25 protein-coding genes are annotated in these 24,564 nt (G+C 62.7%); 12 read left to right on the top strand and 13 right to left on the bottom strand.

The genetic code is table 11. From position 1 onward, the window contains the following. The first annotated feature begins 234 nt into the window (after nucleotides 1-234). Nucleotides 235-828 carry a LysE family translocator gene (locus AC070A_RS02205; RefSeq protein WP_057253616.1) on the top strand — a complete coding sequence of 198 codons (594 nt, stop codon included), beginning with the start codon at nucleotides 235-237 and terminating at the stop codon, nucleotides 826-828. Here AC070A_RS02205 and AC070A_RS02200 read toward each other — a convergent pair. The 3 genes from AC070A_RS02200 to AC070A_RS02190 all read right to left on the bottom strand — a co-directional run bounded on the left by AC070A_RS02200 (nucleotide 820) and on the right by AC070A_RS02190 (nucleotide 4,553). Further along, the gene (locus tag AC070A_RS02200) at nucleotides 820-1,296 is read right to left on the bottom strand and encodes a DUF2269 family protein (protein WP_057254395.1); all 477 of its coding nucleotides are present in this window, start codon (nucleotides 1,294-1,296) and stop codon (nucleotides 820-822) included. The genes AC070A_RS02205 and AC070A_RS02200 overlap by 9 nt on opposite strands. 2 nt (nucleotides 1,297-1,298) lie before the next feature. Further along, complete coding sequence (locus tag AC070A_RS02195; protein WP_112994832.1) at nucleotides 1,299-2,594, bottom strand: SDR family oxidoreductase; 1,296 nt, start codon at nucleotides 2,592-2,594, stop codon at nucleotides 1,299-1,301. Between the two features lie 324 nt (nucleotides 2,595-2,918). Next, a complete protein-coding gene (locus AC070A_RS02190) occupies nucleotides 2,919-4,553 on the bottom strand; it encodes a DUF1254 domain-containing protein (RefSeq protein ID WP_197423424.1) in 1,635 nt (544 codons plus the stop codon). 458 nt (nucleotides 4,554-5,011) lie between these two features. Between AC070A_RS02190 and nthA the strand changes: the two genes are divergently transcribed. The 5 genes from nthA to AC070A_RS02165 all read left to right on the top strand — a co-directional run bounded on the left by nthA (nucleotide 5,012) and on the right by AC070A_RS02165 (nucleotide 8,680). After that, nucleotides 5,012-5,650: a nitrile hydratase subunit alpha gene (gene nthA, locus AC070A_RS02185; RefSeq protein ID WP_113737432.1), complete on the top strand. Its 639-nt coding sequence runs from the start codon at nucleotides 5,012-5,014 to the stop codon at nucleotides 5,648-5,650. Next, complete coding sequence (gene nthB / locus AC070A_RS02180; protein WP_057253623.1) at nucleotides 5,647-6,306, top strand: nitrile hydratase subunit beta; 660 nt, start codon at nucleotides 5,647-5,649, stop codon at nucleotides 6,304-6,306. The genes nthA and nthB overlap by 4 nt, the downstream gene beginning before the upstream one ends. Next, the gene (locus AC070A_RS02175; protein ID WP_057253624.1) at nucleotides 6,293-6,667 is read left to right on the top strand and encodes a nitrile hydratase accessory protein; all 375 of its coding nucleotides are present in this window, start codon (nucleotides 6,293-6,295) and stop codon (nucleotides 6,665-6,667) included. The genes nthB and AC070A_RS02175 overlap by 14 nt, the downstream gene beginning before the upstream one ends. A 233-nt stretch (nucleotides 6,668-6,900) precedes the next feature. Beyond that, nucleotides 6,901-7,803, top strand: a complete 903-nt coding sequence (locus AC070A_RS02170) for a glycosyltransferase family 2 protein (RefSeq protein WP_375374104.1) — start codon at nucleotides 6,901-6,903, stop codon at nucleotides 7,801-7,803. Nucleotides 7,804-7,834: 31 nt separating this feature from the next. After that, nucleotides 7,835-8,680, top strand: coding sequence for a glycosyltransferase family 2 protein (locus AC070A_RS02165; protein ID WP_112994819.1), 846 nt, complete (start codon nucleotides 7,835-7,837; stop codon nucleotides 8,678-8,680). A gap of 37 nt (nucleotides 8,681-8,717) precedes the next feature. Here the strand turns inward: AC070A_RS02165 and AC070A_RS02160 are convergent, their stop codons facing one another. From AC070A_RS02160 to AC070A_RS02145, 4 genes are all read right to left on the bottom strand, one after another. Continuing rightward, nucleotides 8,718-9,551 carry an anti-sigma factor family protein gene (locus AC070A_RS02160; protein ID WP_492384654.1) on the bottom strand — a complete coding sequence of 278 codons (834 nt, stop codon included), beginning with the start codon at nucleotides 9,549-9,551 and terminating at the stop codon, nucleotides 8,718-8,720. Beyond that, on the bottom strand, nucleotides 9,548-10,102 hold the full coding sequence (locus tag AC070A_RS02155) for an RNA polymerase sigma factor (RefSeq protein ID WP_057253630.1): 555 nt from the start codon (nucleotides 10,100-10,102) through the stop codon (nucleotides 9,548-9,550). The genes AC070A_RS02160 and AC070A_RS02155 overlap by 4 nt, the downstream gene beginning before the upstream one ends. Then, on the bottom strand, nucleotides 10,086-10,460 hold the full coding sequence (locus tag AC070A_RS02150) for a COG4315 family predicted lipoprotein (protein WP_057253632.1): 375 nt from the start codon (nucleotides 10,458-10,460) through the stop codon (nucleotides 10,086-10,088). The genes AC070A_RS02155 and AC070A_RS02150 overlap by 17 nt, the downstream gene beginning before the upstream one ends. Nucleotides 10,461-10,716: 256 nt before the next feature. Then, nucleotides 10,717-11,700 carry a quinone oxidoreductase family protein gene (locus AC070A_RS02145; protein ID WP_112994821.1) on the bottom strand — a complete coding sequence of 328 codons (984 nt, stop codon included), beginning with the start codon at nucleotides 11,698-11,700 and terminating at the stop codon, nucleotides 10,717-10,719. Between the two features lie 96 nt (nucleotides 11,701-11,796). Between AC070A_RS02145 and AC070A_RS02140 the strand changes: the two genes are divergently transcribed. Further along, nucleotides 11,797-12,681 (top strand): LysR family transcriptional regulator, encoded by an 885-nt coding sequence (locus AC070A_RS02140; protein ID WP_112994822.1) that lies wholly within the window; start codon nucleotides 11,797-11,799, stop codon nucleotides 12,679-12,681. A 12-nt stretch (nucleotides 12,682-12,693) separates the two neighbouring features. Here the strand turns inward: AC070A_RS02140 and AC070A_RS02135 are convergent, their stop codons facing one another. Then, nucleotides 12,694-13,782 carry an AbrB family transcriptional regulator gene (locus tag AC070A_RS02135; protein ID WP_244495689.1) on the bottom strand — a complete coding sequence of 363 codons (1,089 nt, stop codon included), beginning with the start codon at nucleotides 13,780-13,782 and terminating at the stop codon, nucleotides 12,694-12,696. 539 nt (nucleotides 13,783-14,321) lie between these two features. Between AC070A_RS02135 and AC070A_RS02130 the strand changes: the two genes are divergently transcribed. Both AC070A_RS02130 and AC070A_RS02125 read left to right on the top strand, forming a co-directional pair. Further along, nucleotides 14,322-15,449: an ATP-dependent DNA helicase gene (locus AC070A_RS02130; protein WP_057253637.1), complete on the top strand. Its 1,128-nt coding sequence runs from the start codon at nucleotides 14,322-14,324 to the stop codon at nucleotides 15,447-15,449. Between the two features lie 325 nt (nucleotides 15,450-15,774). Beyond that, nucleotides 15,775-15,999 carry a hypothetical protein gene (locus AC070A_RS02125; RefSeq protein ID WP_162727998.1) on the top strand — a complete coding sequence of 75 codons (225 nt, stop codon included), beginning with the start codon at nucleotides 15,775-15,777 and terminating at the stop codon, nucleotides 15,997-15,999. Nucleotides 16,000-16,166: 167 nt separating this feature from the next. Here the strand turns inward: AC070A_RS02125 and AC070A_RS02120 are convergent, their stop codons facing one another. From AC070A_RS02120 to AC070A_RS02110, 3 genes are all read right to left on the bottom strand, one after another. Continuing rightward, nucleotides 16,167-16,841 (bottom strand): spermine/spermidine synthase domain-containing protein, encoded by a 675-nt coding sequence (locus AC070A_RS02120; RefSeq protein ID WP_113737431.1) that lies wholly within the window; start codon nucleotides 16,839-16,841, stop codon nucleotides 16,167-16,169. A gap of 308 nt (nucleotides 16,842-17,149) precedes the next feature. After that, on the bottom strand, nucleotides 17,150-17,827 hold the full coding sequence (locus AC070A_RS02115) for a MerR family transcriptional regulator (protein ID WP_057253643.1): 678 nt from the start codon (nucleotides 17,825-17,827) through the stop codon (nucleotides 17,150-17,152). Between the two features lie 590 nt (nucleotides 17,828-18,417). Next, nucleotides 18,418-19,530, bottom strand: a complete 1,113-nt coding sequence (locus AC070A_RS02110; protein ID WP_058321296.1) for a hypothetical protein — start codon at nucleotides 19,528-19,530, stop codon at nucleotides 18,418-18,420. Between the two features lie 450 nt (nucleotides 19,531-19,980). On the opposite strand from AC070A_RS02110, the gene AC070A_RS02105 reads away from it, so the two are divergent. The 3 genes from AC070A_RS02105 to AC070A_RS02095 all read left to right on the top strand — a co-directional run bounded on the left by AC070A_RS02105 (nucleotide 19,981) and on the right by AC070A_RS02095 (nucleotide 22,761). Beyond that, nucleotides 19,981-20,733, top strand: a complete 753-nt coding sequence (locus tag AC070A_RS02105) for a pyridoxine 5'-phosphate synthase (protein WP_057253646.1) — start codon at nucleotides 19,981-19,983, stop codon at nucleotides 20,731-20,733. A 62-nt stretch (nucleotides 20,734-20,795) separates the two neighbouring features. Beyond that, nucleotides 20,796-21,419 (top strand): histidine phosphatase family protein, encoded by a 624-nt coding sequence (locus AC070A_RS02100; protein WP_112994514.1) that lies wholly within the window; start codon nucleotides 20,796-20,798, stop codon nucleotides 21,417-21,419. Nucleotides 21,420-21,546: 127 nt separating this feature from the next. Beyond that, a complete protein-coding gene (locus AC070A_RS02095) occupies nucleotides 21,547-22,761 on the top strand; it encodes a multidrug effflux MFS transporter (RefSeq protein WP_112994513.1) in 1,215 nt (404 codons plus the stop codon). Between the two features lie 168 nt (nucleotides 22,762-22,929). Here AC070A_RS02095 and AC070A_RS02090 read toward each other — a convergent pair whose 3' ends face one another. Further along, nucleotides 22,930-23,313 carry a VOC family protein gene (locus AC070A_RS02090; RefSeq protein ID WP_112994512.1) on the bottom strand — a complete coding sequence of 128 codons (384 nt, stop codon included), beginning with the start codon at nucleotides 23,311-23,313 and terminating at the stop codon, nucleotides 22,930-22,932. 197 nt (nucleotides 23,314-23,510) lie between these two features. Beyond that, nucleotides 23,511-24,395: an NmrA family NAD(P)-binding protein gene (locus AC070A_RS02085; protein WP_112994511.1), complete on the bottom strand. Its 885-nt coding sequence runs from the start codon at nucleotides 24,393-24,395 to the stop codon at nucleotides 23,511-23,513. Nucleotides 24,396-24,564: the final 169 nt, after the last annotated feature.

The following is a 24,564-nucleotide window of genomic DNA, read 5'->3' as shown; positions in this document are numbered from 1 at the left end:
TCTCCTCGCAGGCGTATGTGTTGGACGGGCGGTTGTTCTGTCCGATCGGCAATCTAGCGCAAAGCATCGCGCTTTCGAGCCCACGCCGTCGGGCAAAGCAGTATCGCGCTGCGGCCGGCTAATTTCGCGTAAAGGTCGATGAGATGGCCGTCGTCAATTTGTCATGGTGACAAGTTCGCGACTGGTGCCGGTCAATAGGTCAATTATGTTGACCCAATTGAGCCGGAGGAAACCATGCAGGCCGATACGCTTCTGGCGTTGTTTTTGTTTGCGTTCACCACATCGATCACGCCGGGACCGAACAACATGATGCTGTTCGCATCGGGCGTGAACTTCGGCTTCGTGCGTACCGTTCCGCATATGCTGGGCATCGGTGCCGGCTTCTTCCTGCTCTTGATCGCCGTCGGCTTCGGTCTCGGCGCGCTGCTCCACTCCGTGCCGCTGCTCTACACGGCGTTGAAATTCGCAGGCGGCGCCTATCTCGTCTGGATCGCCTGGAAGATCGGCACCTCGCGTTCGCTCGGCGAAGGCAAGGCCGGCGCCAAGCCGATGACCTTCCTTTCTGCTGCCGCCTTCCAATGGGTCAACCCCAAGGCCTGGGTCATGGCGGTCTCGGCGATGGCGACCTATACCAGCAGCGACAGCTACCTCTTCAGCGTGCTGGTCGTCGGTCTGGTCTTCGCGCTGGTCAATGTGCCGAGCGTTTCCACCTGGGCAGGCTTCGGCTCGGCGCTCCGCCAATGGCTGTCGGAGCCGTCGCGGCTCAAGTGGTTCAACATCACCATGGCGGTACTGCTCGTCGTCAGCCTCTGGCCGATGCTAAAATAGTGCGAATTGCGGCTTGGTGAGCATCAGCCAGAAGATGCCGGTCACGGCCAGGAAGGCCGGGAAACCGCAGGCAAACCAGATGGCGTAGAGCCGGTCGAATTCCTGTGGCAGCGACGCACCGTTTGCCGTTGCAAGACGGGCAAGATCGCGCAGCCGCAACTGGATCCAGACGACCGGGAGCCAGAAGAGACCGGTGACCACATAGAGGATCAGCGACAACACGATCCAGCCTTCCGTCAGCGACCAGCCGATGCTCGTCGCCAGCAGATAGCCGGTGATTGGCTGTGTCAGCACGGCCGTGGCGGTGAAGACCGTATCGGCGATGACCACCGTTCCGGCGACATGGGCGATCAATCGTGCATCGCGGGTGCGCCGGGCCATCAGCATGAAGAAGGCGATGCCTGCGCCGGTGCCGAAGAGCACGGCGGCGCCGATCACATGGGCAAGGCGCAGTACATCTTCGAGCAGCATCAGCGTTCATCCAGAATGGCAAGCGTCGCAAGTGTGGCGAGGATCGAAGGCAGGACCTTGACGAGCGGTCCGAGCGGTTCGGCCCAGAGTGCGGGTTCGACGAGGCTTGCTGTGGCGAGATAACCGAAAGTCAGCGCGAGCATGCCCAGCAGCGCACGCTTCGCCAAGGGGCGGACGAGGACGGAAATGCCAAGGGCGATATCGGCAAGGCAGGTTGCAAACGTCATCGCCGTGGCCGGGCCATCGGTGAGAAACCGCAGGAAATGCTGCCGAGCAGCGTCGAAGGCAAAAAGCGGTATCAGTCCGGACAGCAGCCAGAAGAGCGAAAGCCCGACGACCATCAGCGGCTTCAGCAGGTAGAGCCGGGCGAACCAGAGATCCTGAGCGCCCGATGGATTGGCTGAAAGGCTCTGGCGGGCGGACAGGAACGGGCCGGGGGCTCGGGGCCAACCCGCGGCAGAAACGCCGCCGGCCATCACCGAAAGTGCTGTCGAGCGCAGCGGCGAACGCCAGCCAAGCCCGCCGGCGATATCGGCAAGGAAACCGACAGGTGCAGCAAGTGCTGCGGGCAACGAGACGGTTCTGGCGGCGGGCAGGCCAAGCCACTCACGGTGCAATGCCACGAGTTCGCCAAGCGTCGGCGGTGTCTCGTCGCCAAGCACGAGATCGCTTCCTTCGGGCATCAACCCGGCAACGGCCGCGCTGACGGCCTCCGCAACATCGCTCATGGCGACCGTTTCGACGCGTGACCCCACGTGCACGAGCGGGATGGCGAAGGGCAGGGCGGCAAGGGCACGGAGCAGGGCCGAACCGCCATGGGCGTTGCGGCCAAGCACCAGCGCCGGCCGAAGGATGACATGCGCCACGCCGCTTGCCGCAAGCGCCTTGTCGGCACGGAACTTGGTGGCGAGGAAGGCGCTGTCGCTGCCGGCGCCGCCCAATGACGCTGAGATCTGGGGTGCGGAGATCTGGACGATCCGCAGCGGCGATGCCTTCGCAGCCGCATAAAGCGCCAGCATCGCCGTCTCCTGGGTCGCACCGACATCATCGGCCAAACCATCCTGCAACGCGCCGGCGCAGTTGACGATGACGTCATGGGCCTCGACCAACCGTCGCCAGTCGCTGGCAGCGCGCATGTCGGCGAGGTCGGCGGCGAACCATTGCGCCTGCGGCCGTTTCAGCCGCGCGCTCGCGACATGGCGGCCGAGGCCGGTTACCATGTGTCCGTCGCTGACAAGACGATCGAGTAGGGTCGAGCCGATGAAGCCGGTGGCGCCGAGAATCAGAACCTTCATGCGGCTAGAATAGCGGAGGCGGTTGCGCGCGAAAGCATCATGTATCGTCAAAGTTTAGTCGCGGCCGGACTTGTTACAGTGACAATTCTGGTTGCCGGTCGCTGATGAAATCGATTTCGAATGCGGATTTCATCAGCTACCACTATCGCCCGAGTGAGGAGGCAGCGCCGTCTGCGCCCGAGGGGTGCGCCGGTGCCGAAAAGCACGGCGGCGCCGATCACATGGGCAAGGCGCAGCGGTGGTGTGAATTCTCGCGATCACGTCGCACCTCGCGGGAGGCTACTTCCCCCGCGATTTGTCAGCATTGCTCCCACATTCCCACCATCAGGGCACGAGTTCGATCTCGCTCGGCCGCCATTCCTTCGTGAAGAACGATTCCAGCGGACTGTAGAGACGCAGGAGCGTAAACCAGCCTTTGCCGGGCATGGTCTGGATCCAGTTGCCGCGTTTCACCCCCTCGGGTTGGGTTGGGCCGAAATAGATCGTCGTCGAGCCATCCGGTTCCGCTTCCGCGGCAGGCGATGGATAGCTCTGGCTGCCGGCGCGCGGGTAGCCTTGCGGCGTCTGTAGCATCGAGCGCGACTGGTTGTCGTAGAGCGTGAAGGACCAGAACGCTGCCGCCGGAATGTCCTTCGGCAGCGTGACCTTGTAGGTCTTGCCGCCGTCGAGGTCGTTCTTGTTGGCGTCCAGGAAACCCATGAGATATTGCGACCCGACCTTGGGGAGCCGCATGATCATGCCGGGCGAGTCGAGCGTGTAGCCGAAGTAGAAGGCCGTCTTGGAATCGAGGGTACGCGCGCCAGTCGGCGGTAGCGGGTCGAACAGGCCATCCTTTGTGATCATCGGCGGCGGCGTTTCGAAATTTGCGCCACCCTGCCACAGCATGTTTCCCCACATTGAGTCTGGATAGTACGACCAATCAGGATGGGGCCCGCTGAAACGCCAGTTCAACACACGGCTGGCCGCGTTTCCCACCGCTGCTGCATCGGTCAGAATCTTCTTCATCCGGTCGTCCGGGTTGAATTCCTTGCCCTTGACGATACCGATGGCTGCCAACTGGCCTGCAAGTTCCGGATCGTAGGAATCGGCCGGCTCGGCCTGAACATTGGCGTTGATCATCTCGAAGAACGAATAGTCGCTTGGGGGGATCGTATTGAACGCCTTGCCGCTCGCCTCGAGGAACTTGGTTTCAGGAACCGGCGGATTCACTTCAAGCCTGACTTTGCCTTCGAGCGCCGTTGCGATGCTCGTGCCGACACCGCCCGGCGTGTAGGGATAGATCTTCATATTTTTCTTGATGTTCTCGACGGTCGGCTTCGGATCGTTGTCTACAAGGTAACCGCGAGATGCATAGATGACCCGGTTCGTCTTCGACCGCGCAACATAGAAACCACCTTCCGGAACCGGACCGTCATAACCTGGTGGCAGCAGCAGGTATCTTCCGCCTTCGCCGCGGTCGGGACCGGGGAACCCGACATCGATGATCCAGCCAAACCACATGTCGTTGATCGTGCCTACCCCCATAGGAGGCTGCTCGACCACGGTTGGCCCCTTCGTCAGATCCACGATGCTGAAATAGTAGACGGTATCGGCATTGGCCGTGAGGAACAGCGACTTCGAATCCATCAGTTCAGGGTAAAGGGTGACCGTGTTGTCCTCTGCGCCGATGCTGAGAAGACCCTTGCGGATCGCATAGGCCGATGCGCCGCCATAGCTGTTGAGGAACGCGTCAAGGGCGCGAGTGAAATCAAGCGTGTCATAAACCTTGTCGACGGTGTCTGCACTCGGCGCGCCATCCTTGAAATTGAGCGTACCGATGCGAGACTCTACTTTATCCGGGGTAACCAGAATCGGTGGGATTTCGGTCGCCGTCTGGCCAAAAGCTGGATTTCCGCCGTTGACGATGGTTGCGGCGACAAGAGCTGCAAATAGTGGAAGCTTGCTTCTAATAGGTTTCATGCTGCCCTCCATTTGTTGAGTAAGACTCTGGATTGGCGCGGACAACACCACGTTGCCGGATGTCTATGGCGCGATGCACGTTTCCCGACTCCCGAGCATGCTCCGCGAGTACCTTTTGGACAAGTTTGTCTTCATGAGAGTTTGAGTCAGCGGGTCTGCAAATCGGACAGCGTGAACCCTTTCACGAGGCCGTGAAATAGCAATTACGTTACTGCAACATACGTGGAAAACGGCGCTCTTGCTGGCTTTAGCCTCGCGCGTTGGTGGATCCTACATAATAGCGCATTTTTCAATGCTGCCGGTTCGCATGGAACCGGACTTGTTACGGTGACAATTCTGGTCGCCGGTCGCTGATGAATTCGATTTCGAATCCGGATCTCATCAGCTACCACTATCGCGCGAGTGAGGAGGCAGCGCCGTCTGCGCCCGAGGGGTGCGCCGTTGCGAGGAGCCAGGCAATGTCCGAACACCATCATGGTCACGATCACGACCATCATCACCATGACAACCATTTCACCGACATGGAAGCGCGGGTGAAGGCGCTGGAAACGGTGCTGACCGAGAAGGGGCTGATCGATCCGGCGGCGATCGACGCGATCGTCGAGACCTATGAGACGAAGATCGGCCCGCGCAACGGTGCCCGCGTGGTGGCCAAGGCCTGGGTCGATCCCGATTTTGCCGAGTGGCTGAAGCGCGATGCGACCGAAGCGATCGCCAGCCTCGGCTATACCGGCCGGCAGGGCGAGCATATGCGCGCCGTGTTCAATACGGCCGAGACCCATAACCTCGTCGTCTGCACGCTCTGCTCCTGTTATCCCTGGTCCGTGCTCGGCCTGCCGCCGGTCTGGTACAAGGCGCCGCCCTATCGCTCGCGCGCGGTCATCGATCCGCGCGGGGTGCTCCAGGAGTTCGGTCTGATCTTGCCGGAGACAACGCGCATCCACGTCTGGGACTCGACGGCGGAGCTGCGCTATCTGGTGATCCCAGAGCGTCCGGCCGATACCGACGGTTTCAGCGAGGAGGAACTCGCGGGGCTGGTGACGCGCGATGCCATGATCGGCACGGGGCTCGCGCTTTCCGGGGAGACGCTTCGATGAACGGTCCGCACGATCTCGGCGGCGCGCACGGCCTCGGCCCCGTGGCGCCGGAAAAGGACGAGCCCTATTTCCACGGCGAATGGGAGAAGCGGGCGCTCGGCGTCACGCTCTCCTGCGGCGCCTTCGGCGCCTGGACGATCGACGAAAGCCGGCATGCGCGCGAAAGCCTGCCGCCGGCGACCTATCTTTCGGCGAGCTATTACGAGATCTGGACCCGCGCGCTGGAGACCCTGCTCAAACGCCATGGTTTTGTAAGTCAGGCCGAGCTCGATGGCGGCCACAGGCTGGAGCCGTGTGCGAGCCCGAAGCGGGTGCTGAAGGCCGACATGGTGGCCGGCGTGCTGGCGAAGGGCGCGCCTTGCGACCGCCCGGCCGAAGGATTGCCGCGCTTTGCTGCCGGCGACCCGGTGAAGACGAAGAATTTCAATCCGGAGACCCACACGCGGCTGCCGCGCTACGCTCGCGCCAAGCTCGGCCGGGTAGAGGCGGTGCAGGGCTTCTTCGTCTTTCCTGACGATAACGCCCATGGCCGCGGCGAAAATCCGCAATGGGTGTATACGGTCGTCTTCGATGGGCCCGAGATTTGGGGCGAGGGCGCCGATCCGACGCTGACGGTCTCGATCGATGCCTGGGAGAGCTACCTTGAACACGTGTAAGGTGACATCGCCGCTCATTGCCTCGGCCGAACTGCCGAAATCGCCGGAGGGCGATCCTGTCTTTGCCGAGCCCTGGCAGGCGAACGCCTTCGCCATGACCGTACGCCTGCATGAAAAGGGCGTGTTCTCCTGGCCGGAATGGGCCGAGGCGCTTTCGGCCGAGCTCTACAAGCCTGGTCGCAAGGCGGATGCCAGCGACTACTACGATTGCTGGGTAGCCGCGCTCTCGCGCCTCGTCACCGAGCTCTCGATCGCGTCTGGCCGTGAGTTGGAGCACCTGACGCAGAGCTGGCAGCGGGCGGCGGAAGCGACGCCGCACGGGCACCCGATCGTGCTCGCCAACGACCCTGAGCGGCCCTGATTTCGAAGGCTCCGATCGGCAGGATTTTCGCAAGTTGATCGCAGACGGTTTTTCACGTAGAGGCTGCTAATCTAAACGATCTGGAGCTTGCCGTGGGCGAAACGCGATATCCTTTTTCCTCCATGGAGGCGGCGGCGGAGATGTTCAAAAGAACGCCGCTCGAACGCCTCAGCACATGGTTGGAAACCAAAAGGATGGCCCGGCGGGAGAGAAAAAAGAGACGCCGGCACGCGTTGACGTGCCTGAACGCGCGCGGGCCGGCGACCTTGTCGCCCGACGATATCCCGTTGATGTTCATCACCCACAACGACCTCAAGCTGATGCCGTCGTTCCTGGCGCATTACCGCAAGCTCGGGGTGACGCGCTTCATCTGCATCGACGACGTCTCGTCCGACGGCACGCGCGAATATCTGGTGGCGCAGCCGGACGTCGATGTCTGGTCGTCCATCGTCCGCTTCAAGGAGGCGCGGCGCGGGCGCGAGTGGCGGGAAACGCTGTTCGAGCGCTACGGCACCGGCCGATGGTACGTCAATGTCGATTCCGACGAGTATCTCGTCTATGACGGCTATGAGGAACGCGGACTGAAGTGGCTCATTCCGGCGCTGGAGCGCATGGGCGCCCGCCGCATGCTCGCCCCCATGCTCGACATGTATCCGGTGGATCTCGAGCGCGCCGACGTTGAAAAGCTGGAGCAACAGGCCCCCTGGGAAATTGCCGATCATTTCGATGCCACCGGCTACGCCATGCAGGCGATGAAGCGGGCCTTCAGCGTCAAGGGCGGACCGCGCTATCGCAAGTTCGGAACCGACCTGGAGATGGTCAAGTATCCGCTGCTGTTCTGGGACGGCGAGTGCTGTTTCGGGCCCAGCATCCATCAGCCCTTGCCCTATGACCGGAATTTTCCAGCCGCCATGGGCGTGCTGCTGCATTTCAAGTTCTTCGCCGATTATGCCGAGGTCGTCGATGCGGCGGCGGCAGGCGGGCAGTATTTCGATGCCTCCGCCGTCTATGTGAAGATCAAGGAGAACATCGCAAACGCCGGCGGTCTGCAATTGACGTCGGATGTTTCGGTGCGCTTCACCGGATCGAGGCAATTGCTGGATCTCGGATTTATAACGCGGCTTGAGCGCGCCTGAAGCGCGGCTCGGCGAATAGCTTGGAGTGAGAATGGAGAAGGCGAAACTCGTCGTTCTGTTTCCGGTCTTCAATGGTGCGAAGACCCTGGAAAAGTGCCTGCAGTGCATCGCAGATCAGGATTTCAGGGATTTTCGCGCCATCATCGTCGAGAACAGGTCGACCGACGGTTCGCTGGAGATCGCCAAGGCTTTCGCGGCGAAGGATCCTCGTTTCGAGGTTCTCGAAAACGAGGTCCATCTCAAGGCTGACGAAAACTTCCTCAAGTGCTTCCACCTTGGCACTGAGCTCGGCGAATATTTTTGCCTCAGGGCCTGCGACGACTTTTCGACGCTCGACTACCTGTCGCGCCTCGTCGCCGCCCTGGACGCGGATAAGACCAAGCTGCTCGGGGTTTCGGACGTCAGGCGCTTCAACAACGGCAAGGGACGCCTTGCCAGCCCCAACCGCGACGTCTTCAATTTTGCCCAGCGCGTGCGCGACGGCAACATCCCGCGCAATCTGAGCTATCCTTCCGAATGGGTCTACGGCATCTATCGGTCGCAAGGCAGCCTGGAGATCCTGCTCCGGCGCTATGCGGAGTTCAGCTATCCCTGGACCGGCGCCTCCTACATCGTCACGGAGTTCGTGGTGCGCGATCTCGTCGCCTATGTGGAGGGCCCCGAGTTCCATTTCATCGAGGGTTCGGGATCGGTTCAGCGCTATGGCGCCAAGACCTTCCGGCAGAAGTTTGCCCAGCGCTGGGACTACACCGTCGGCTGCTACCGGCTGAAGGACAAGCTGCCGCCGATGTCGCCGTGGACAAAGTTCCTGCTGTTCCGGATGTTCTGGAACGACGCGCGTCGCAAGACCCGCTACAAGCTGCTCGGCTTCTTCTGATCGGGCGGAGGCGCGCCGGAGAGGGCGCGCCGCGACCTTAACTTCCCGTCGCCTCGCTCTTGTCGAACTGGCGGTAGCATTCGTCGGCCACCTGCTGCAGCAGGCTGCGCGGCACCTCGCCGGTGACGGCGTAGCCGATCGGGCCGTCGATCCAGTAGAAGGTCTCGACGCCGTCGACGCTGTCGATACGGAAACTGGTCTCGCGGTTGTCGTCGTTGCGGCCGAGAAGCACGGTGAGCCTGCGTCCGGTGCCGTCCTCATACATGAACATCGCACCCGCCTTGCCATTGACCGGCAGCAGCCGGCCGCCGACCAGCGAGAAGCCGAGCGAGGAGAGATCGGGGATCGACAGCGGATGGTCGAGGCGTTTTCCGAGCCAGGTGGCGAGATGGCTCTGCTCGTCGGCGCCCACTTCGACGGCGTGGCGCACTTCGCTGGCATAGACCAGGAAGGCTGATTGCGCCTGCCGCGGAAAGCTGTCGGCGGTCTCGATCGTTTGGTTGCCGCCATCGGCGGAAAACAGAGATGGCGCGTAGAGGCCGGTCAGCGCGCCCACGGCAAAGAGGGCGAGACCGGCGGCGATGGCGCGCAGATGGCCGGTGGCGGATCGCTTGCCCTTGTCCGGGTCCGATTGCGGAAGATCGTTGCGGCGTTTCGATAGCAGGGCGCGGTCGTTTGTGTCGCTGTGGGCGTAGCCGGCGAAGAGCGCACGAAGGTCCACCGCCTGCGCCTGCCATTGCCTGACTTCTTCGGCGCGGGCGGGGTTGCTCTCCAGCCATTGCTCGATCCGTTCGCGTTCCCGTGGGGTCACGAAACCGTCGACATAGGCGTGCAGGTCGTCTTCGGAGACGGTGTTGAGATCTTCCGTCATTTCGGTCTCCGCATGCTGATCACATTGTCGTCCTTCATGGCTTCGGCAAGCTGGCGCCGGGCGCGTGAGAGCCGCGACATCACGGTGCCGATTGGAATGGCCATCATCTCGGCCACGTCCTGGTAGCGGTATCCCTCGATCACCACGAGCATCAGCACCGAGCGGTTTTCCGAGGAAAGGCCGTTCAGCGCCCGTTCGAGCTTGGAGCGTTCGAGCGGGTCGCTTTCGCGGTTCTCCGCCTCGAGCCCCAGATCCTCCTCCAGCGCCACCTGCGGGTGCATGGAGAGGTAGCGGTGCCGGTTGCGGCCGAGATTGGTCATGATGGTGAAGGCCCAGGCGCGCAGGTTGACGCCGCGCCATTGCGCGCGGCGCGAAAGCACCTTCTCCACGCAATCCTGCAACAGGTCCTCGCCATCCGGATCCGAGCGCACGAGGCTGCGGGCATAGCGCCTCAGCGCCGGCACCAGCGCCAGCACGTCCTCTTCGAACCGGTCGGATGCGGGGTTTTCGGCCCCCGCATCCGCATTGCCGCCATTACGGCTTTGCGACATCCCATTCGCCCTTCACGCCATCACCGGTAATGTCACCCATCTTCTTGTCCTTGACGAAGAAATAGAGCGGCATGCCGTCCTTGGCCCACTGTTTCTTGCCGTCCTTGCGCTCGACCAGCGTATAGGCGCCTTCGGCCTTGGCGCTGGCTTCCGCCAGGAAGGGCGGCCAGTTCTTGGCGCAATTGTCGTAGCAGCTGGACACGCCGCCATGGTCGTCCTTGTAGGTATAGAGCGTCATACCGTTTTCCCCGGCCAGTACCTTGCCTTTGGCCGATTCGACTTCCTTGACCGGCGGCGCGGCGAAGGCCGTGACGCTGGCGGCAAGGAGCATGGCGATCGTCAATGGAAACGTTCTCATGGCAATTGTCCTTCCTCAAGATGATTTTCCTATCCGGAAACGGGCGGATGCCTCCTCGTCCCGTTCCGCAAGAGCCGCATGCTTGCAGATCCAACCGTGAGACACGGTGCGCGGGGGATTTATTCCCGGAAAACTGGTGGCTGTTTCGGTTCCGCCATTTCGCTGCCGGAACCGAAGCAAACGGAGCGACCGGCCGCGCGATCGGCAATCGCGCGGCCGGCAAAAGGACGGTGATTTGCTGGAAGCAGCCCGCTGTTCAGGGCAGCAGAACCACGGACCCGGTCGTGCGACGGGCCTCCAGGTCCTCATGCGCCTTGCGCGCTTCAGACAGCGGATAGGTGGTGATGGCGGAGGCGCGAACGATCCCTGCCTGGATCGCGCCAAACAGGTCTCGCGCCGCCGTCTCGTATTCCCTTCGGTCTGCGGTGTAATGCGCGATCGAGGGGCGGGTAACATAGAGCGAACCCTTGGCCGCAAGTAAGGAGACGTCAAGCGGCGGCACCGGGCCGGAGGAGGCGCCGAACGAAACCAGCGTGCCGCGCGGGCGCAGGCAATCGAGCGATTTGGCGAAGGTTTCGGCGCCGACAGAATCATAAACAACATCGACGCCCTTGCCGCCGGTGATCTCGGCGACACGCGCCCGAAAATCCTCCTCGGTATAGAGGATCACATGATCGCAGCCGTTGGCGCGGGCGATCTCGGCCTTTTCGGCGGAGCTGACCGTGCCGATGGTGGTTGCTCCGAGGTGCTTCAGCCACTGGCAGGCGATCGAGCCGACGCCGCCGGCCGCCGCATGAAACAGCACCGTGTCGCCGCGTTTCACCGGAAAACAGCGGCGGATCAGATACTCGACCGTCAGCCCCTTGAAGACGAGTGCTGCGACCTCAAGGCTGTCGAGCGCGTCGGGCAGCGCCAGCGCCCGGGCGGCGGGCAAGTTGCGGTGGGTGGCATAGGCGCCGGGCGGACCGCCGACATAGGCGATGCGTTGGCCGACAGCAAAGCCCGCCACCCCTTCGCCAAGTGCCGTGACGACCCCGACGCCTTCGACGCCGAGGCCGCTTGGCAGCGGGAGGGGGGCGGTGCCGCGGCGATGATAGATGTCGATGTAATTGACGCCGATCGCGAGGTGGCGGATCTGGATCTGGCCGGGCGCGGGGTCGGCCAGTGTCTCGGCTTTGAAAGCGAGCACCTCTGGCGCGCCAAATTCGGAAAATCGGAAGGCTTCAGTCTCGATCGCCATGCTGCTCTCTCCAAGGGATTTCGCGGAATCTGCTTGATTTTTCAGCGTCAGTCGAGAAACCTTTGCGCAAACCGATTTTCCAAAAATGGAAAGCAAATGGACTGGAATGATCTGAAGTTCTTTCTGGCCGTGGCCAATGCGCGGTCGTTGAGTGCCGCGTCGGCCAGGCTCGGTGTGAGCGCATCGACCGTGTCGCGCCGGGTCGAGGCACTGGAAGCGGCGTTGCAGGTCAAGCTTTTCCGGTCCCATCGCGACGGTTACGACCTGACGCCCGCCGGCGAAGACTTGCTGGCGCCGGCTGAGCGCGCCGAGGCGCAGATGCGCGTCTTCGAGCGCACGGCGCGCGAGAAGGACAGCGATCTCGCCGGGCCGGTCCGTATCGACGTGCCGGAACTGCTCGGGCAGGAGGTGCTGTTGCCCGGGCTGGCGGGGCTCCTGCGAAGCCATCCGGAGATCCGCCTTGAGATGCATTCGAGCGTCCGGCCGGTGCGGCTGATCGGTGAGGAGGCGGATATCGTGCTGCGCCTCGTCCGGCCGCAGCAGGGCAATTATCGTCAGCGCAAGATCGGCTCTCTCGCCTTCGGCCTCTATGCAGCACCCAGCTACCTTGAACGCCACGGTACGCCAGGTACGCCGGCTGACCTCTACCGCCACCGGGTGATCGGCTGGAGCGAGGAGTTGAGTTACCTGATCATGGTGGCCTGGGTCGAAACGCTCTGCCCCGGTCTCCAGCCGTCGATGCGTCTCACCTCCCTCGGTGCGCAGATGGCGGCGGTGAAAAACGGGCTAGGGCTTGCCGTGTTGCCCGCCTTTGCGGTCCAGTCGGCAGGGTTCGTGCCTCTGCTGCCGGAGGTGACGCCCTTGGCCCCCGATCTCTGGATGCTGGTCCATGAACAGGCGGCGGAACTGCCGCGGGTGCAACTGGTCAAGGAGGCGGTCATCACGGCGCTGGCGCGCTTCAAGGTGCGGTCGGGCGTGTAGATGCCAAGCGGCTCAAGCCCGGTCGGCGACGAAGCGGGCGAGGGCTGGACCGATCATGGTGATGATCAGAAGGCGGGCGGTCTGCAGCGCCATGACGAAGGAAAGATCGACATTGCTCGATGCGGCAATGACCGCGATCGAATCGAGCCCGCCGGGGCTGGTGGCGAGATAGGCGGTCAGCGGATCGATGCCGACGACCTTGATCAGGAGCACCGCGAGCAGACCCGAGAAGGAGATCAGCACGATAATCGAGATGACCGTCGGCACCAGCGCGCGGCGCGCGTGGATGAGGATCTGGCGGGTAAAGCCCAGGCCGATGTTCCAGCCGAGAGCCGCAAAACAGAGCGCCAGCAGCCATTGCGGCAGCACGGTGGTCATGACGCCGCTGACGTTGAGCACGGCGCCGACGAGGAAGGGCAGCAGGAAGGCGCCGGCCGGCACGCGCAGGAAGCGGCCGGCAAGGGCGGCGCCGAGCCCGACGGCCATGGTCTCGAGGAAGAGCAAGCCGTCGATCGGCGCGAACCAGTGCGTGGTCTGCTCGGCTTCAGCCCCGGTGACCCACATATGCGCCACGACCGTTGCGGTGCTGGCGACGAAGATCACGCGCAGATATTGCATGAAGGCGACGAGGCGGGCGTCGGCGCCGTAGGCATCGGCCATCAAGAGCATGGTCGAGGCGGCACCGGCCGACGAGCCCCAGATCGCCGTCGTGCCCGGCAGGATGCGCATGCGGGTGATCACCCAGCCGCAGAGCGTGCTGACGGCGATGACCGAGAGGATGACGGCGAGGAACAGCGGCCAGTTGCCGGAGAAGGTCACGAGCATGCCCGGCGTCATAGCGCCGGCGATCATCATCGCCAGGATGAACTGCACGCAGAAGAAGAGCTGCCGCGGCAGCCGGATCGTGCCGCCGTTCATGCCGACGAGAACGGCGCCGAGCATCGGGCCCATCAACAGCCCGGCCGGAAGGCCGATGAATTCGAAGAACGAGGCGAGCACAATGGAGATTGCCGAGAGCAGGCACCATTGCAGCCACGGGGCCAGCCGTCCGATGCCGACCTTTTCCGGAGAGGACGCGGCTTTGGGCTTGTCGGTCGTCACGGGCATTCTCCGGCATGACCCCGTAAAGGCGGAGCGGCCATTCGTGGCCGGCCTCGACGGGCTTCGAGCGATGGTCGTCACTACAGCGCCGCGCGTCTTATGGGACGCGCAAAGGTCGCTGTAGCACTTTGAATTACTGCATGTTTGGTCCTTAAATCAGATAGGATTTAAGGAAACATGCAGCGGCGGGATCGCGGCGCCATCAATGTCCCGCTCGTTAGCAACAATGCGGCGTTGCATTCAAGGGGCACGGCAAGAAAGTGCCACTGCTGCCGTCGGCCGGAAACAAGGGGAGCGGTGTCGCCACACTTGCCGGGAAGGCTTGCAGCTGTGTGACGAACGCGCGTTGTGAGAAAAAAACGTGAACAAAAGATCTCTGGCTCGGGTAGCGCGACAGATGCGGTCAGGCAAAAAGATATTGATTTTGCGTGGCAATTTCGTGAATTGCCGCGGAGTGCTCGCCAACCTGCCGTCACAGGGGCCGTGCAGCCCATAAATCCGGGCTTGCGTGTGCCGCCCGAATCCTGACACTCAAGCCCATGCAGTTCGCACCGCAACAGGATGAGGCCCTCAAGGCCGTTTCGCAGTGGCTGAAAGAGGGCCGCTCGCCGCTCTTCCGTCTGTTCGGCTATGCCGGCACCGGCAAGACGACGCTGGCCCGGCACTTCGCCGAACATGTCGATGGCGACGTGCTGTTTGCCGCCTTCACCGGCAAGGCCGCGCAGGTGCTGCGCTCCAAGGGTGCCAGCAACGCCAAGACCATCCACTCGCTGATCTATCGTCCGCGCGGCGAGGAGGAGGTTTCCGATGAGGAAACCGGCAAGACCTCGATCGCGCCGATGTTTGCGATCAACCGCCAGAGCCCGGTCGCCAAGGCCGCGCTGATCATCGTCGACGAATGCTCGATGGTGGACGAGGCGCTCGGCAAGGACCTGATGAGCTTCGGCACGCCGATCCTCGTGCTCGGCGATCCCGGGCAGCTGCCGCCGGTATCCGGCGGCGGCTACTTCACCAACCAGGAGCCGGACTATCTGCTGACCGACATCCATCGTCAGGCGCGCGACAATCCGATCATCCAGCTCGCCATGCAGGTGCGCGAAGGCAACGAGATCATGCATGGCGACTACGGCACCACGCAGGTGATCGGTCGCGGGCAGGTGAACCAGGAGCTGGTGCTGGAGGCGGACCAGGTGCTTGTCGGCACCAACAAGACCCGCCGGCGCTACAACCAGCGTCTGCGCGAACTCAAGGGCTTCACCAGCGACTATCCGCAGTCCGGCGACAAGCTGGTCTGCCTCAGGAACGATCCGGCCAAGGGCTTGCTCAACGGTTCGCTGTGGCAGGTGATGAGCTCGTCGAAGGAAACGGTGAAGCCCGGCATCAACCTGATGATCCGGCCTGAAGACGACGACATGGATCGCGGTGCGGCCAAGATCAAGCTGTTGAAGGCAGCCTTCGAGGACGTCGAGGGCGAGATCCCCTGGACGACGCGCAAACGCTACGACGAGTTCGACTACGGCTATGCTCTGACGGTGCACAAGGCGCAGGGCTCGCAGTGGAACAATGTCGTGCTGTTCGACGAGAGCTGGGCCTTCCGCGATACCCGCGAGCGCTGGCTCTACACCGCGATTACCCGTGCTGCCGAGCGGCTGACGATCGTTCGCTAAGGGCGGCTACGGAAGGGGTGCGACGTTGCCGATCAACAGGATCATCGTGTCGAGGCCTTTTGTCAGCATAGTGGACGCGATTTCGGCTGGCGGATACAACCCGTTTCTCTGCCAAGCGACACGTGGATTCCGCACCGCCCTGTTTGCTGCTAATATCATAGCTTCACCACCGGTTGTGGAGGGCAAAATGTCTCGGGCTCGCTTCCTTTCCGTCGCCGCATTCTCAATAGGCTTTGCAACGACGATCCACGCAGCGCCTATCAACATGACAAACAGTCCGTCCTGGACCAGCCCCACCGCTGCAAATCCATAGGACCTGGCTCTGGTGGCAGAGACCAAGAAGCCGCTGGTGAAATCGCCGTCGGTCAAGGCTGGAGCAACCGGCCCACAGACCACGGTCGGCTCTGCTGAACTGACTGCCCAGGAATGTGAGCGCGTTGGCGGTGTCGTGACGGGCAACGGTGACCCTAACTGCAAATCGAACCAGCGGTGCAAGACGACGCTGAGCAATGGCGACATCCGCTCGGTATGTATCGACGAAGCAAATTAGGCTCACCAGTCCGGGCTTTTGACCTACTGCATGTCTCCTTAAATCGAGCTCGATTTAAGGACAAAGACATGCAGAAAATCAAAGTGCTACAGCGACCTTTGCGCGTCTGATAAGACGCGCGGCGCTGTAGGCGGCAAGCTGGATAAGGCCGGCCGCATAACGGACGATTATCGCTTGGTCGCCATCCACAGCACGTGGCGCGCACCGCCACGCTTGCCATTGGCGCGCACATTGACCTCGTCGGTGGCAAAGCCGACCTCACGCAATCGCCGCGTAAAAGCGCTGTCCGGCGCCGAGGACCAGACGGCAAGCACGCCGCTGGGCCGCAGCGCCGCCTGGGCGGCGCGAAGCCCGGTATGGCTGTAAAGGCTGTCGTTGGAGGGGCGCGTCAATCCGTCCGGGCCATTGTCGACATCGAGCAGGATGGCATCGTAGGCGGCCTTCTTCGAGCGGATCAGCGCGCCGACATCGCCGACATGGATATCGACGCGGGGATCGTCGAGCGTGCCCTTGTGAAGATCAGCCATGGGGCCGCGCGCCCATTCGACGACGGCCGGCACGAGCTCTGCGACGACGACGTTGGCATCGTCCGGCAGCACGGCGAGGGCCGCTCGCAATGTGAACCCCATGCCGAGGCCGCCGATCAGCATGCTCATGTTTTTCCGGCCGGCGATCCGCTCGTGGGCGAGCGTCGCCAGCGCCTCTTCCGAGCCGCTCAGCCGGCTGTTCATCAGTTCGGTCGAGCCGAGCATGATGGAAAATTCCTGGCCACGCTGCTTCAGGCGCAACTCGTCATCGTCTCCGGGAATGGTGGCTCGGTCTAGCTGGATCCAGGGAAGCATCGGGGTATCTCACTTGCGTCGTTTAGAGCATTTCACTGTTTCATTGAAACAGCGAATTGCTCCAACTGTTTGAAATTGCGCAATTCCGGACGGAAAACCGTTTCACACTTTTCCTGGAATTGCTCATAAGCGCCTCGTAACATGAGCGCGGCGTCGAAGACATCCCATTGTCGACGATCCCGAGAGAAACGCGCCCAAACCGGCGGCGCGACGGGCCACCGAACGGGCTCTGGCGGTTCCGCATCCAGACGCAGCGGCGCTGCGCCACGCGTCCAGGCGAAGACGAAAACCGCCGTAAGGTGCTTCGGTTACTCCGCCGAGATCATTCCGGCGAGTACGGCCTTGGCGATTGCCTGGAAGCGGTTGTTGGCGCCGAACTTGCGGATGATGCCGGCTTCGAGCGTGAGCGCCGCGGCGACGTCCATCTCCATCAGGCCGGCGATGCGCGGGGCCGGATAACCGTCGGCCATGAAGGTCAGACACTCGCTCTCGATCGGGGAAAGGTGGACATGGTCATCTTCATCGGTCGCGGTACCGCTGCCATCGCTGCTTTCGAGCAGCTCGGTGATGCGCTGCATCTGGCGGCGCAGGTTCGCCTGCTGGGCGGCAAGTTCCCGGCGCCGCGCCAGCAGCGCCTCGCGAAACAACTGGTCGGCGTCTGCCTGTTCTTCGGTGCCGGCAAGGCCGGTCAGAAGCTCCAGGATGGCGGCGATCGGCATGTCGATCTCCCGACAGGCGTTGATGACAGCCATGCGGCGGATGTGTTCTTCATTGTAAACCCGCATCGGCCCCATGCGCGCGGCGGTCAGCAGGCCTTTCTCCTCGTAGAAATGCAGGGTGCGGTGGGTGACGCCGAAGGCATCGGCCATATCGGCGATCGCCAGCGGGGCCGTCGGATCATGATGGGGAAGGGGAAGGATGGGCAGGAAGCCGACGCGTTCGGGCGCGGCGAGCATGCCTTCGTATTTCCAGTGGTCTCGCGGCATATCGATTGTCCCCGGTCTACAGGCCGCGTCTATCCGGCGCGTTGTCTCTGTAACGTTTGATTTTCCGCATATTTGACCTGAATCGAGGCCGACCCAGGGTGTAACAGTCCGCGTCCGGAAGCGGCGGCGATCACCGGGTCTCATAGGTGCGGACCGCGTCCGCGTGCTGAGGCACTCGTTGACCGACAACGACAATGCCTGCTGCTCGGCTGGGGCACCCCGCGTGGACCACGCGGTTCTACTCAGGACTTCGATGCTTGCCTGACGAGCAACCAGGCATCCATTCCCAACGCATGCGTGCACCGTATACGCGAATCAAATATATGACCAGTCTTTAATATTGGTAGGCTGACGACCGTTTTCCCCGCCTGGTGGTGCCGCTGCCGCTGCACGGCTCCCTACTGCCTGTCTCCTTAAATCGATCTCGATTTAAGGGCCAAGACATGCAGAAAATCAAAGTGCTACAGCGATCTTTGCGCGTCTGATAAGACGCGCGGCGCTGCAGGCCGCTCCAGGAAAACATGCAGTGATTCAAAGCGTTACGGTGAGCTTGCCGCGTCCTCGAAGATGCGGCGCATGCGGTCACGAGGTCAGTGGCCGATAACCTTGAGCGGGCTGTTGGAGCTCAGGATGAACAGCGGTTCGTCCCCGCGCAACGGCGACAGCTTCTGCTGGCAGGACCAGGCTTCCTCGAAGGCACCCCGGGTCAGGTGCTTGCGATAGCGCTGGGTAGCGGCCATGCAGCCCATGAGGGGGCTTTCGATCTGCTCCTGGCGGGCGTGCTCGTAGATCTCGCCGTCGAGCGAAAACAGTTCCGACGCCAGCGACATGCTCTCGTAAAGCAGGTCCGGCTCGGACGCGAGCCGCTTCCAGGTAATGAAGTCCTGGCGCAGCGGCACGTTCTCGCCATCATGCGAGAGGGTGACGCGGATGCCCTGCGCCGGCGCATCGTACCAGGTCACCTGCACGGTGAACGACAGGGCGGAATTGCGCGAAACGGGTCGACCGGTGTCGCCGTCGGTGGCGCGGGCCAGCGTCTTGTGGCGCTGGGCCGCAAGGCGAAGCGCCGTGGCAAACGCTTTTGCATCTTCGTTTTCGGCGCCGGCCATCTTCACCTGAACCGAGGGCAGTACCCGCTCGGTCGCGTGGCGCGCGTTGAAGAGTTTTGCCTGCGCGTCGATGTCCAGCGTCATTTCCTGCGAGGGCATCGGCGCGAAAAGGAGCAGCGGCAGCACGGTCAGCACCGAGAGCGGCGACGAGAAGGGCGCCGGCGGCCAGGCGGGCCGGTGCCCGGCAAAGCGCCGCTTCGTCAGTTTCGGCTGGCGGGGCGAGGCTGCCGCTTGATGCTCTTCCTCGTTGCGGGCGCGCTGGTACTCCGGAACATAGGTTCCCTTCGGAATGGCGATCCGCCATTCGTCATCGGCACCGTCGCCCTCGTAGAAAGCCTTGAGCAGCTTGCGCAATTTGCCGGCGTGCACCCGCACAAGCGGGTCGCTGTCGGCGTTGAAGGCCTGGGGCCGCTCGAAGACGTCGATCGCGATCGAGTAACCCTTGAGCTGATGGCCTTCGCCGGCCATCTCCTTCTCGACCACATAGGTGAGGAAGGCCCTGAGGCGCTCTGAACGCGCGAAAGCCTTGCTTTCGAGGATACGACGGAGGGCCCGTCGAATCGTCTCGTCGCAGGGTCTTTCGACCGTCGTCATCCGTTCTTGCTCCAGTGTCATGTGAACTAAAATCTATGAAATGCGATCGCGGCGCGGGCTGGGCCATTCGATCTGATTCGGAAAGTTAAGCCCTAAAAAGGTGGTTGTCAGGGGTGTAGACGCCAAATTTGAGTTTTTTCTGAAATAAACGTAAAAATTGCGCCGGTTCTCCCTGTGGCAGATGGTAGCGGAAGTCCAGTCGGCCATTTTCGCCGCTCGTGATTGAGCCTTCCCGCATATTAGAGACGTCGATTGTCAAGACTTGGTCAAGACAAGGCGGGCAAACGAACCGCGCGCAAACGCCGCATCGCTCCCCTGCGACCCCGTTGGAATTGCTGCATAATCGGACCTCAAACTGTTTTCGGTTTCAGCAATTATGCAGTAGAACATTGCAACCACATTGCCTGCGTCTGGGTCCGCCTTGGGGCCCGCTTTCTGGAAAGTTCAGACATGCCTGCAAAACTGTCCGTGAATCTGAATGCCGTCGCAATGCTCCGCAACCGGCGCGATCTGCCGTGGCCTTCCGTCACCGCGCTTGGCCGCATCGCGCTCGAAGCGGGGGCTGCCGGTCTCACCGTGCACCCGCGTCCCGACCAGCGCCACGTCCGCTTCAGCGATCTGCAGCCGATCCGCGACCTGATCGACCAGGCGTTTCCGGAGACGGAATTCAACATGGAAGGCTATCCGAACGAGGAATTCCTCGGCCTCGTGGAGATGCATCGGCCGGAGCAGGTGACACTGGTGCCCGACGATCCGGCGCAGGCGACCTCGGACCACGGCTGGGATTTCCGCAAGAACCACAACCTGCTCGGCAATGTCGTCGGCCGGCTGAAGAAGAAGGGTTTTCGCGTTTCGCTGTTTGCCGATGGCGACGAGGATACGGAGGCCTTGCGGATTGCCAAGGAAACCGGCGCCGATCGCATCGAACTCTACACCGGCCCCTATGGCGGTTGCTATGACGACCCGGACAAGGCCGAGAAGATCGCCGCCGAACTTGGCCGCACGGCTGCGATTGCCGCAAGCCTCGGGCTCGACGTCAATGCGGGCCACGACCTGACGGTGGCCAACCTGCCGTTGCTCGCCCGGCACATCCCCGATCTTGCCGAAGTCTCGATCGGTCACGGCCTGACGGCCGATGCGCTGGAATACGGTATGGCCGAGACGGTGCGCCGCTTCCGTCGCGCCTGCGGGCAGGAGGTCTGAGGCGACATTTGCGCCCTAGTTCTTGCGCGGCAGCAGCGCCTTGCGGAAACCCGAGCGATGCCATGAAGGATCTCTTCGTCGTCACCCACACGGAATCCGTCCATCACCTGGAAGGCAAGGTGGGTGGCTGGTACGACACGGATCTGACAGCGCGCGGCATGAGGGATGCGCAGGCGACGGCCGAACGGCTGGTGGCTTTGGTTGGCGGAAGGGACGTGGAAATCCATAGCTCCGATCTGCGCCGCGCCACCCAGACGGCCGATGCGATAGCAAGGCGCTTTCAACGGCCGGTGATGGAAACCGCCGATCTCCGGGAAATCAGCTATGGCGTTGCCGGTGGCAGGCCCCAGGCCTGGCTCGATGCGCGCTACACCCCGGCGTCGGATGACAATCGGCTCGATGATCCCTGCGGGATCGATGGCGCAGAAACCCGGCGCGAGGTGGCGCTGCGCGTCTTCCCTTGCGTCGACGCCATCGTCGCGCGGCCCTGCCAAACGCAGATCATCGTCACCCACGGCTTCACGCTGACGCTGGTGCTTGCCGCCTGGATGAAGATCCCGATCGGCGCCACTGGCTTCCTGAGTTTTCCGGCAAAATCGGGAAGCATCACGCATCTGCGCCAGGACGATTTCTTCCGAAACCGGGCGGTTGTCGGTCTTGCGGATGCGTCACACCTCAATTCATAAGCCTCGCCGATCCGAAAATATCATCTGCAGAAACCGGCGTTTTTTTCGGTTGATGTTGCGACTGGTGCGCGCAGGCCTGCGGCAAGACTGCTATAGGTCGAGTCTTTCCTTCCCTTGTGTGCAGCCAATGACATTTCAGACCAGTTTCCGCGAGCGCATCGTTCTCTATGCGCTTCTGACGTCGCTGACCTCGATCAGCATCGATGCGCTTTTGCCGGGCCTGCGCCAGATCGGGGTCGATCTTGGCGTTCGGCCGCCACTTTCGACCCAGCACATCATCTCGCTTTTCATCCTCGGCATGGCGTTTGGCGAGCTGCTGCTGGGGCCGCTCTCCGATGCGATGGGGCGGAAGAGGGCGCTTGTTCTGGGGCTTGGCGTCTATGCGCTCGGAACGATCATCGCCATGGCGGCCGGCTCGCTCGAGATGGTGATTCTCGGCCGCTTCCTTCAGGGCGTCGGGGTCTCGGGGCCGAAGATTGCGACGCGGGCGATGATCCGCGACCAGTTCGAAGGTGACGCCATGGCGCGTGTGATGTCGTTCATGTTCACGCTGTTCATTCTCGTGCCGATGCTGGCCCCGACGCTCGCGCAAGGGATCATCACCGTCGGTGGCTGGCGTAGCGTCTTTGCGGTCTATCTAGCGGCGGCGGGACTTCTCGGCATGTGGCTGGTGGTGCGCCAGCCGGAAACGTTGCCGCTAGAGAAACGCATTCCCTTTCGCCCGCGGCTCCTCGTGTCGAACGGGCGGCGTATCCTCTCAAACCGGCGCGTGACACTGCTGATCCTGGCGACTGGGCTCGTCTTCGGCGCGCAGCTCCTCTATCTCAGCACAGCGGCGGACCTGTTCTTCGACGCCTACGGGATCGGGCAGACCTTTCCCCTCTATTTTGCCATGCTGGCGACCGGCATCGGGCTTGCATCGTTCCTCAATGCCAAGCTCGTGCAGCGCTTCGGTTCGGAGGCGATGGCGCGATATGGCTTCATCGGCCTGGCGGTGGCGGGGCTCGCGATGCTGGCTGCTTCGACCTTCTGGGCAGGCAGGCCGCCTCTTGCCGTGCTGCTGGTACTCGGCTTTGCGGCCTTCTTTGCGATCGGGGTGCTCTTCGGCAACCTGAACGCCATGGCCATGCGCTCGCTGGGGCAGGTGGCGGGCCTCGGGGCGTCGTTGATCGCCTCCGGCTCGAGCCTGATCGCGACCCTGTTCGCGATCGCATTCGGCGCCTTCTACGACGGCACGACGCTCAATCTTTCCGCCGGGTTCTTTGTCGCCGGAACCAGCGCGCTCGTGCTTGCGGAGATCGCGCTGCGGGCAGATGCCTCGCCGGTGGAGGCCGTACGCTAAGCCAGGCAAGATCCGAGCGGACCGTGCGGCAGGCGCGGCCCTGCGCACGGCCCGTCCAGCCCCTTGGGAAATGGGAAACAAGCCCAGGGGAACCCGCAAAGCATGGTCGCGATCCGTCCGTGCACGTCGTTTTCGCAATGCCGTCCCGTATTGTCCGCTACGGCAACCCTAGCCGTTGTAGACGACTGAAATCTTGTTTCCGGATGGATCGCGCATGTAGGCGGAGTACCAGTCGGGCCCATAGTGCGGACGCGGCCCGGGTGCGCCTTCGTCCGCCCCGCCATTGATGATGGCGGCCTGGTAGAAAGCATCCACCTCCGCGGGCGACTTGGCCATGAACCCGACCATGGAGCCGTTTCCGGCGGTCGCCGGCTCACCGTCAAAAGGTTTGCAGACCCACAGGACAAAGCCTTTGCCGGTTCCGCCTTCGGAATAGGCGCGCCAGTCCGGAAACTCTATGTGCTTGCTCCATCCGATGGTCGCGAGAATTGCGTCATAGAAGGCATTCGAGCGGGCGCAGTCCAAGGCACCCACGGTCAAATAAGCGCTCATAATGTCCCCTTTCTCCGGTGGTGAAGGTGGGGAATGCATAGCGTGTCATACTGAACATAACAAGAACAAATGTGGCGACGGCGACTGACAAGATCCTGCTGCCGGGGCGGAAGACGCAATTGGGCATCTCCCTCGTCGCAATCTGGGAGCCCGGCACGGATGGCCGGGCTCGCGTCGTTTCGGACCGGATTCCTTCCTCAGCCGGCAAGTCTCGCCTTGCTCGCTTCCAGGAAAGCGCCGAGCTTTACCGGCGTTGCACCCGTCAGAGACGTCACGTCGTTCGTGACCATGTTGATATGGCCTTCGCGGGTGTTGGCGTCGAAGGAGACGACGATCGGGATGAGGAAGTCCGGCAGGCCGGCGCCCTTCAGGCCACCCGCGAGCGCCTCGTCCGAGATGTGCACGACATCAAGCCGCTTGCCGGTCGCCTTGGCGACGAGGGCCGCGATCTCGTCGGTCGAGCGCAGCTCGCCGCCGGTCAACGTATAGGTGCGGCTCTCGTTCACAGCTGAGGCAAGCGCAGCGGCGGCTGCCCTGGCGGCATCGGCGCGGGCGATGTGGGCGAGGCGGCCTTCGCCGGACGAGGAATACCATTGCCCGGTCTCAAGCGCGTGCGGCAGGGCCATGAACAGGTTCTCCATGTACCAGCCGTTTCGCAGGATGGTGTAGGGGATGCCGGTCGCCTTGATGGCGTTTTCGGTGCCGAGATGATCGGGCGCGAAGGGGATCACCGATGTCTCGGGGCTGGGCATGGAGGTGTAGAGGATATGCTTGGCGCCGGCCTTCTTCGCAGCTGCCACGGCGGCGAGGTGCTGCTTCAGGCGCTTGCCCGGCTGATCCAGCGCATCGGTCGAGATGATCAGGATCCGGTCGGCGCCGGCAAAGGCCTTGTCGAGCGAGGCCGGGTCGTCGAAATCGGCGACGCGGGCCTGAACGCCCTTGGCCGTGTAGTCGGCAAGCTTGGCCGAGTCACGGCTGGTGGCGATGATCCGGGTCGGCTCGACGCCGGAGCCAAGAAGCTGGTCGAGCACGAGCTTGCCGAGCTGGCCGGTCGCGCCGGTGACGAGCAATGTATCGGACATGGTCTTTCCTTTTCCTCTAAACCTGAGACGGGATGGCAGCGGGAGATCGCCCGCACTTTCCTCGCTCGTCGTTGATGCCGGCGGCCCGGGAGGTCGCGCGGCACATGGTCTCTTTTTGAGACTTGCTCTTATCTCGTAATCTCGGTACAGCTGTAAAGGAGGCAGTTTT

This window comes from Ensifer sp. GW101-20A05 (assembly GCF_059424735.1).
This window is presented reverse-complemented; position numbering and strand designations above follow the sequence as displayed.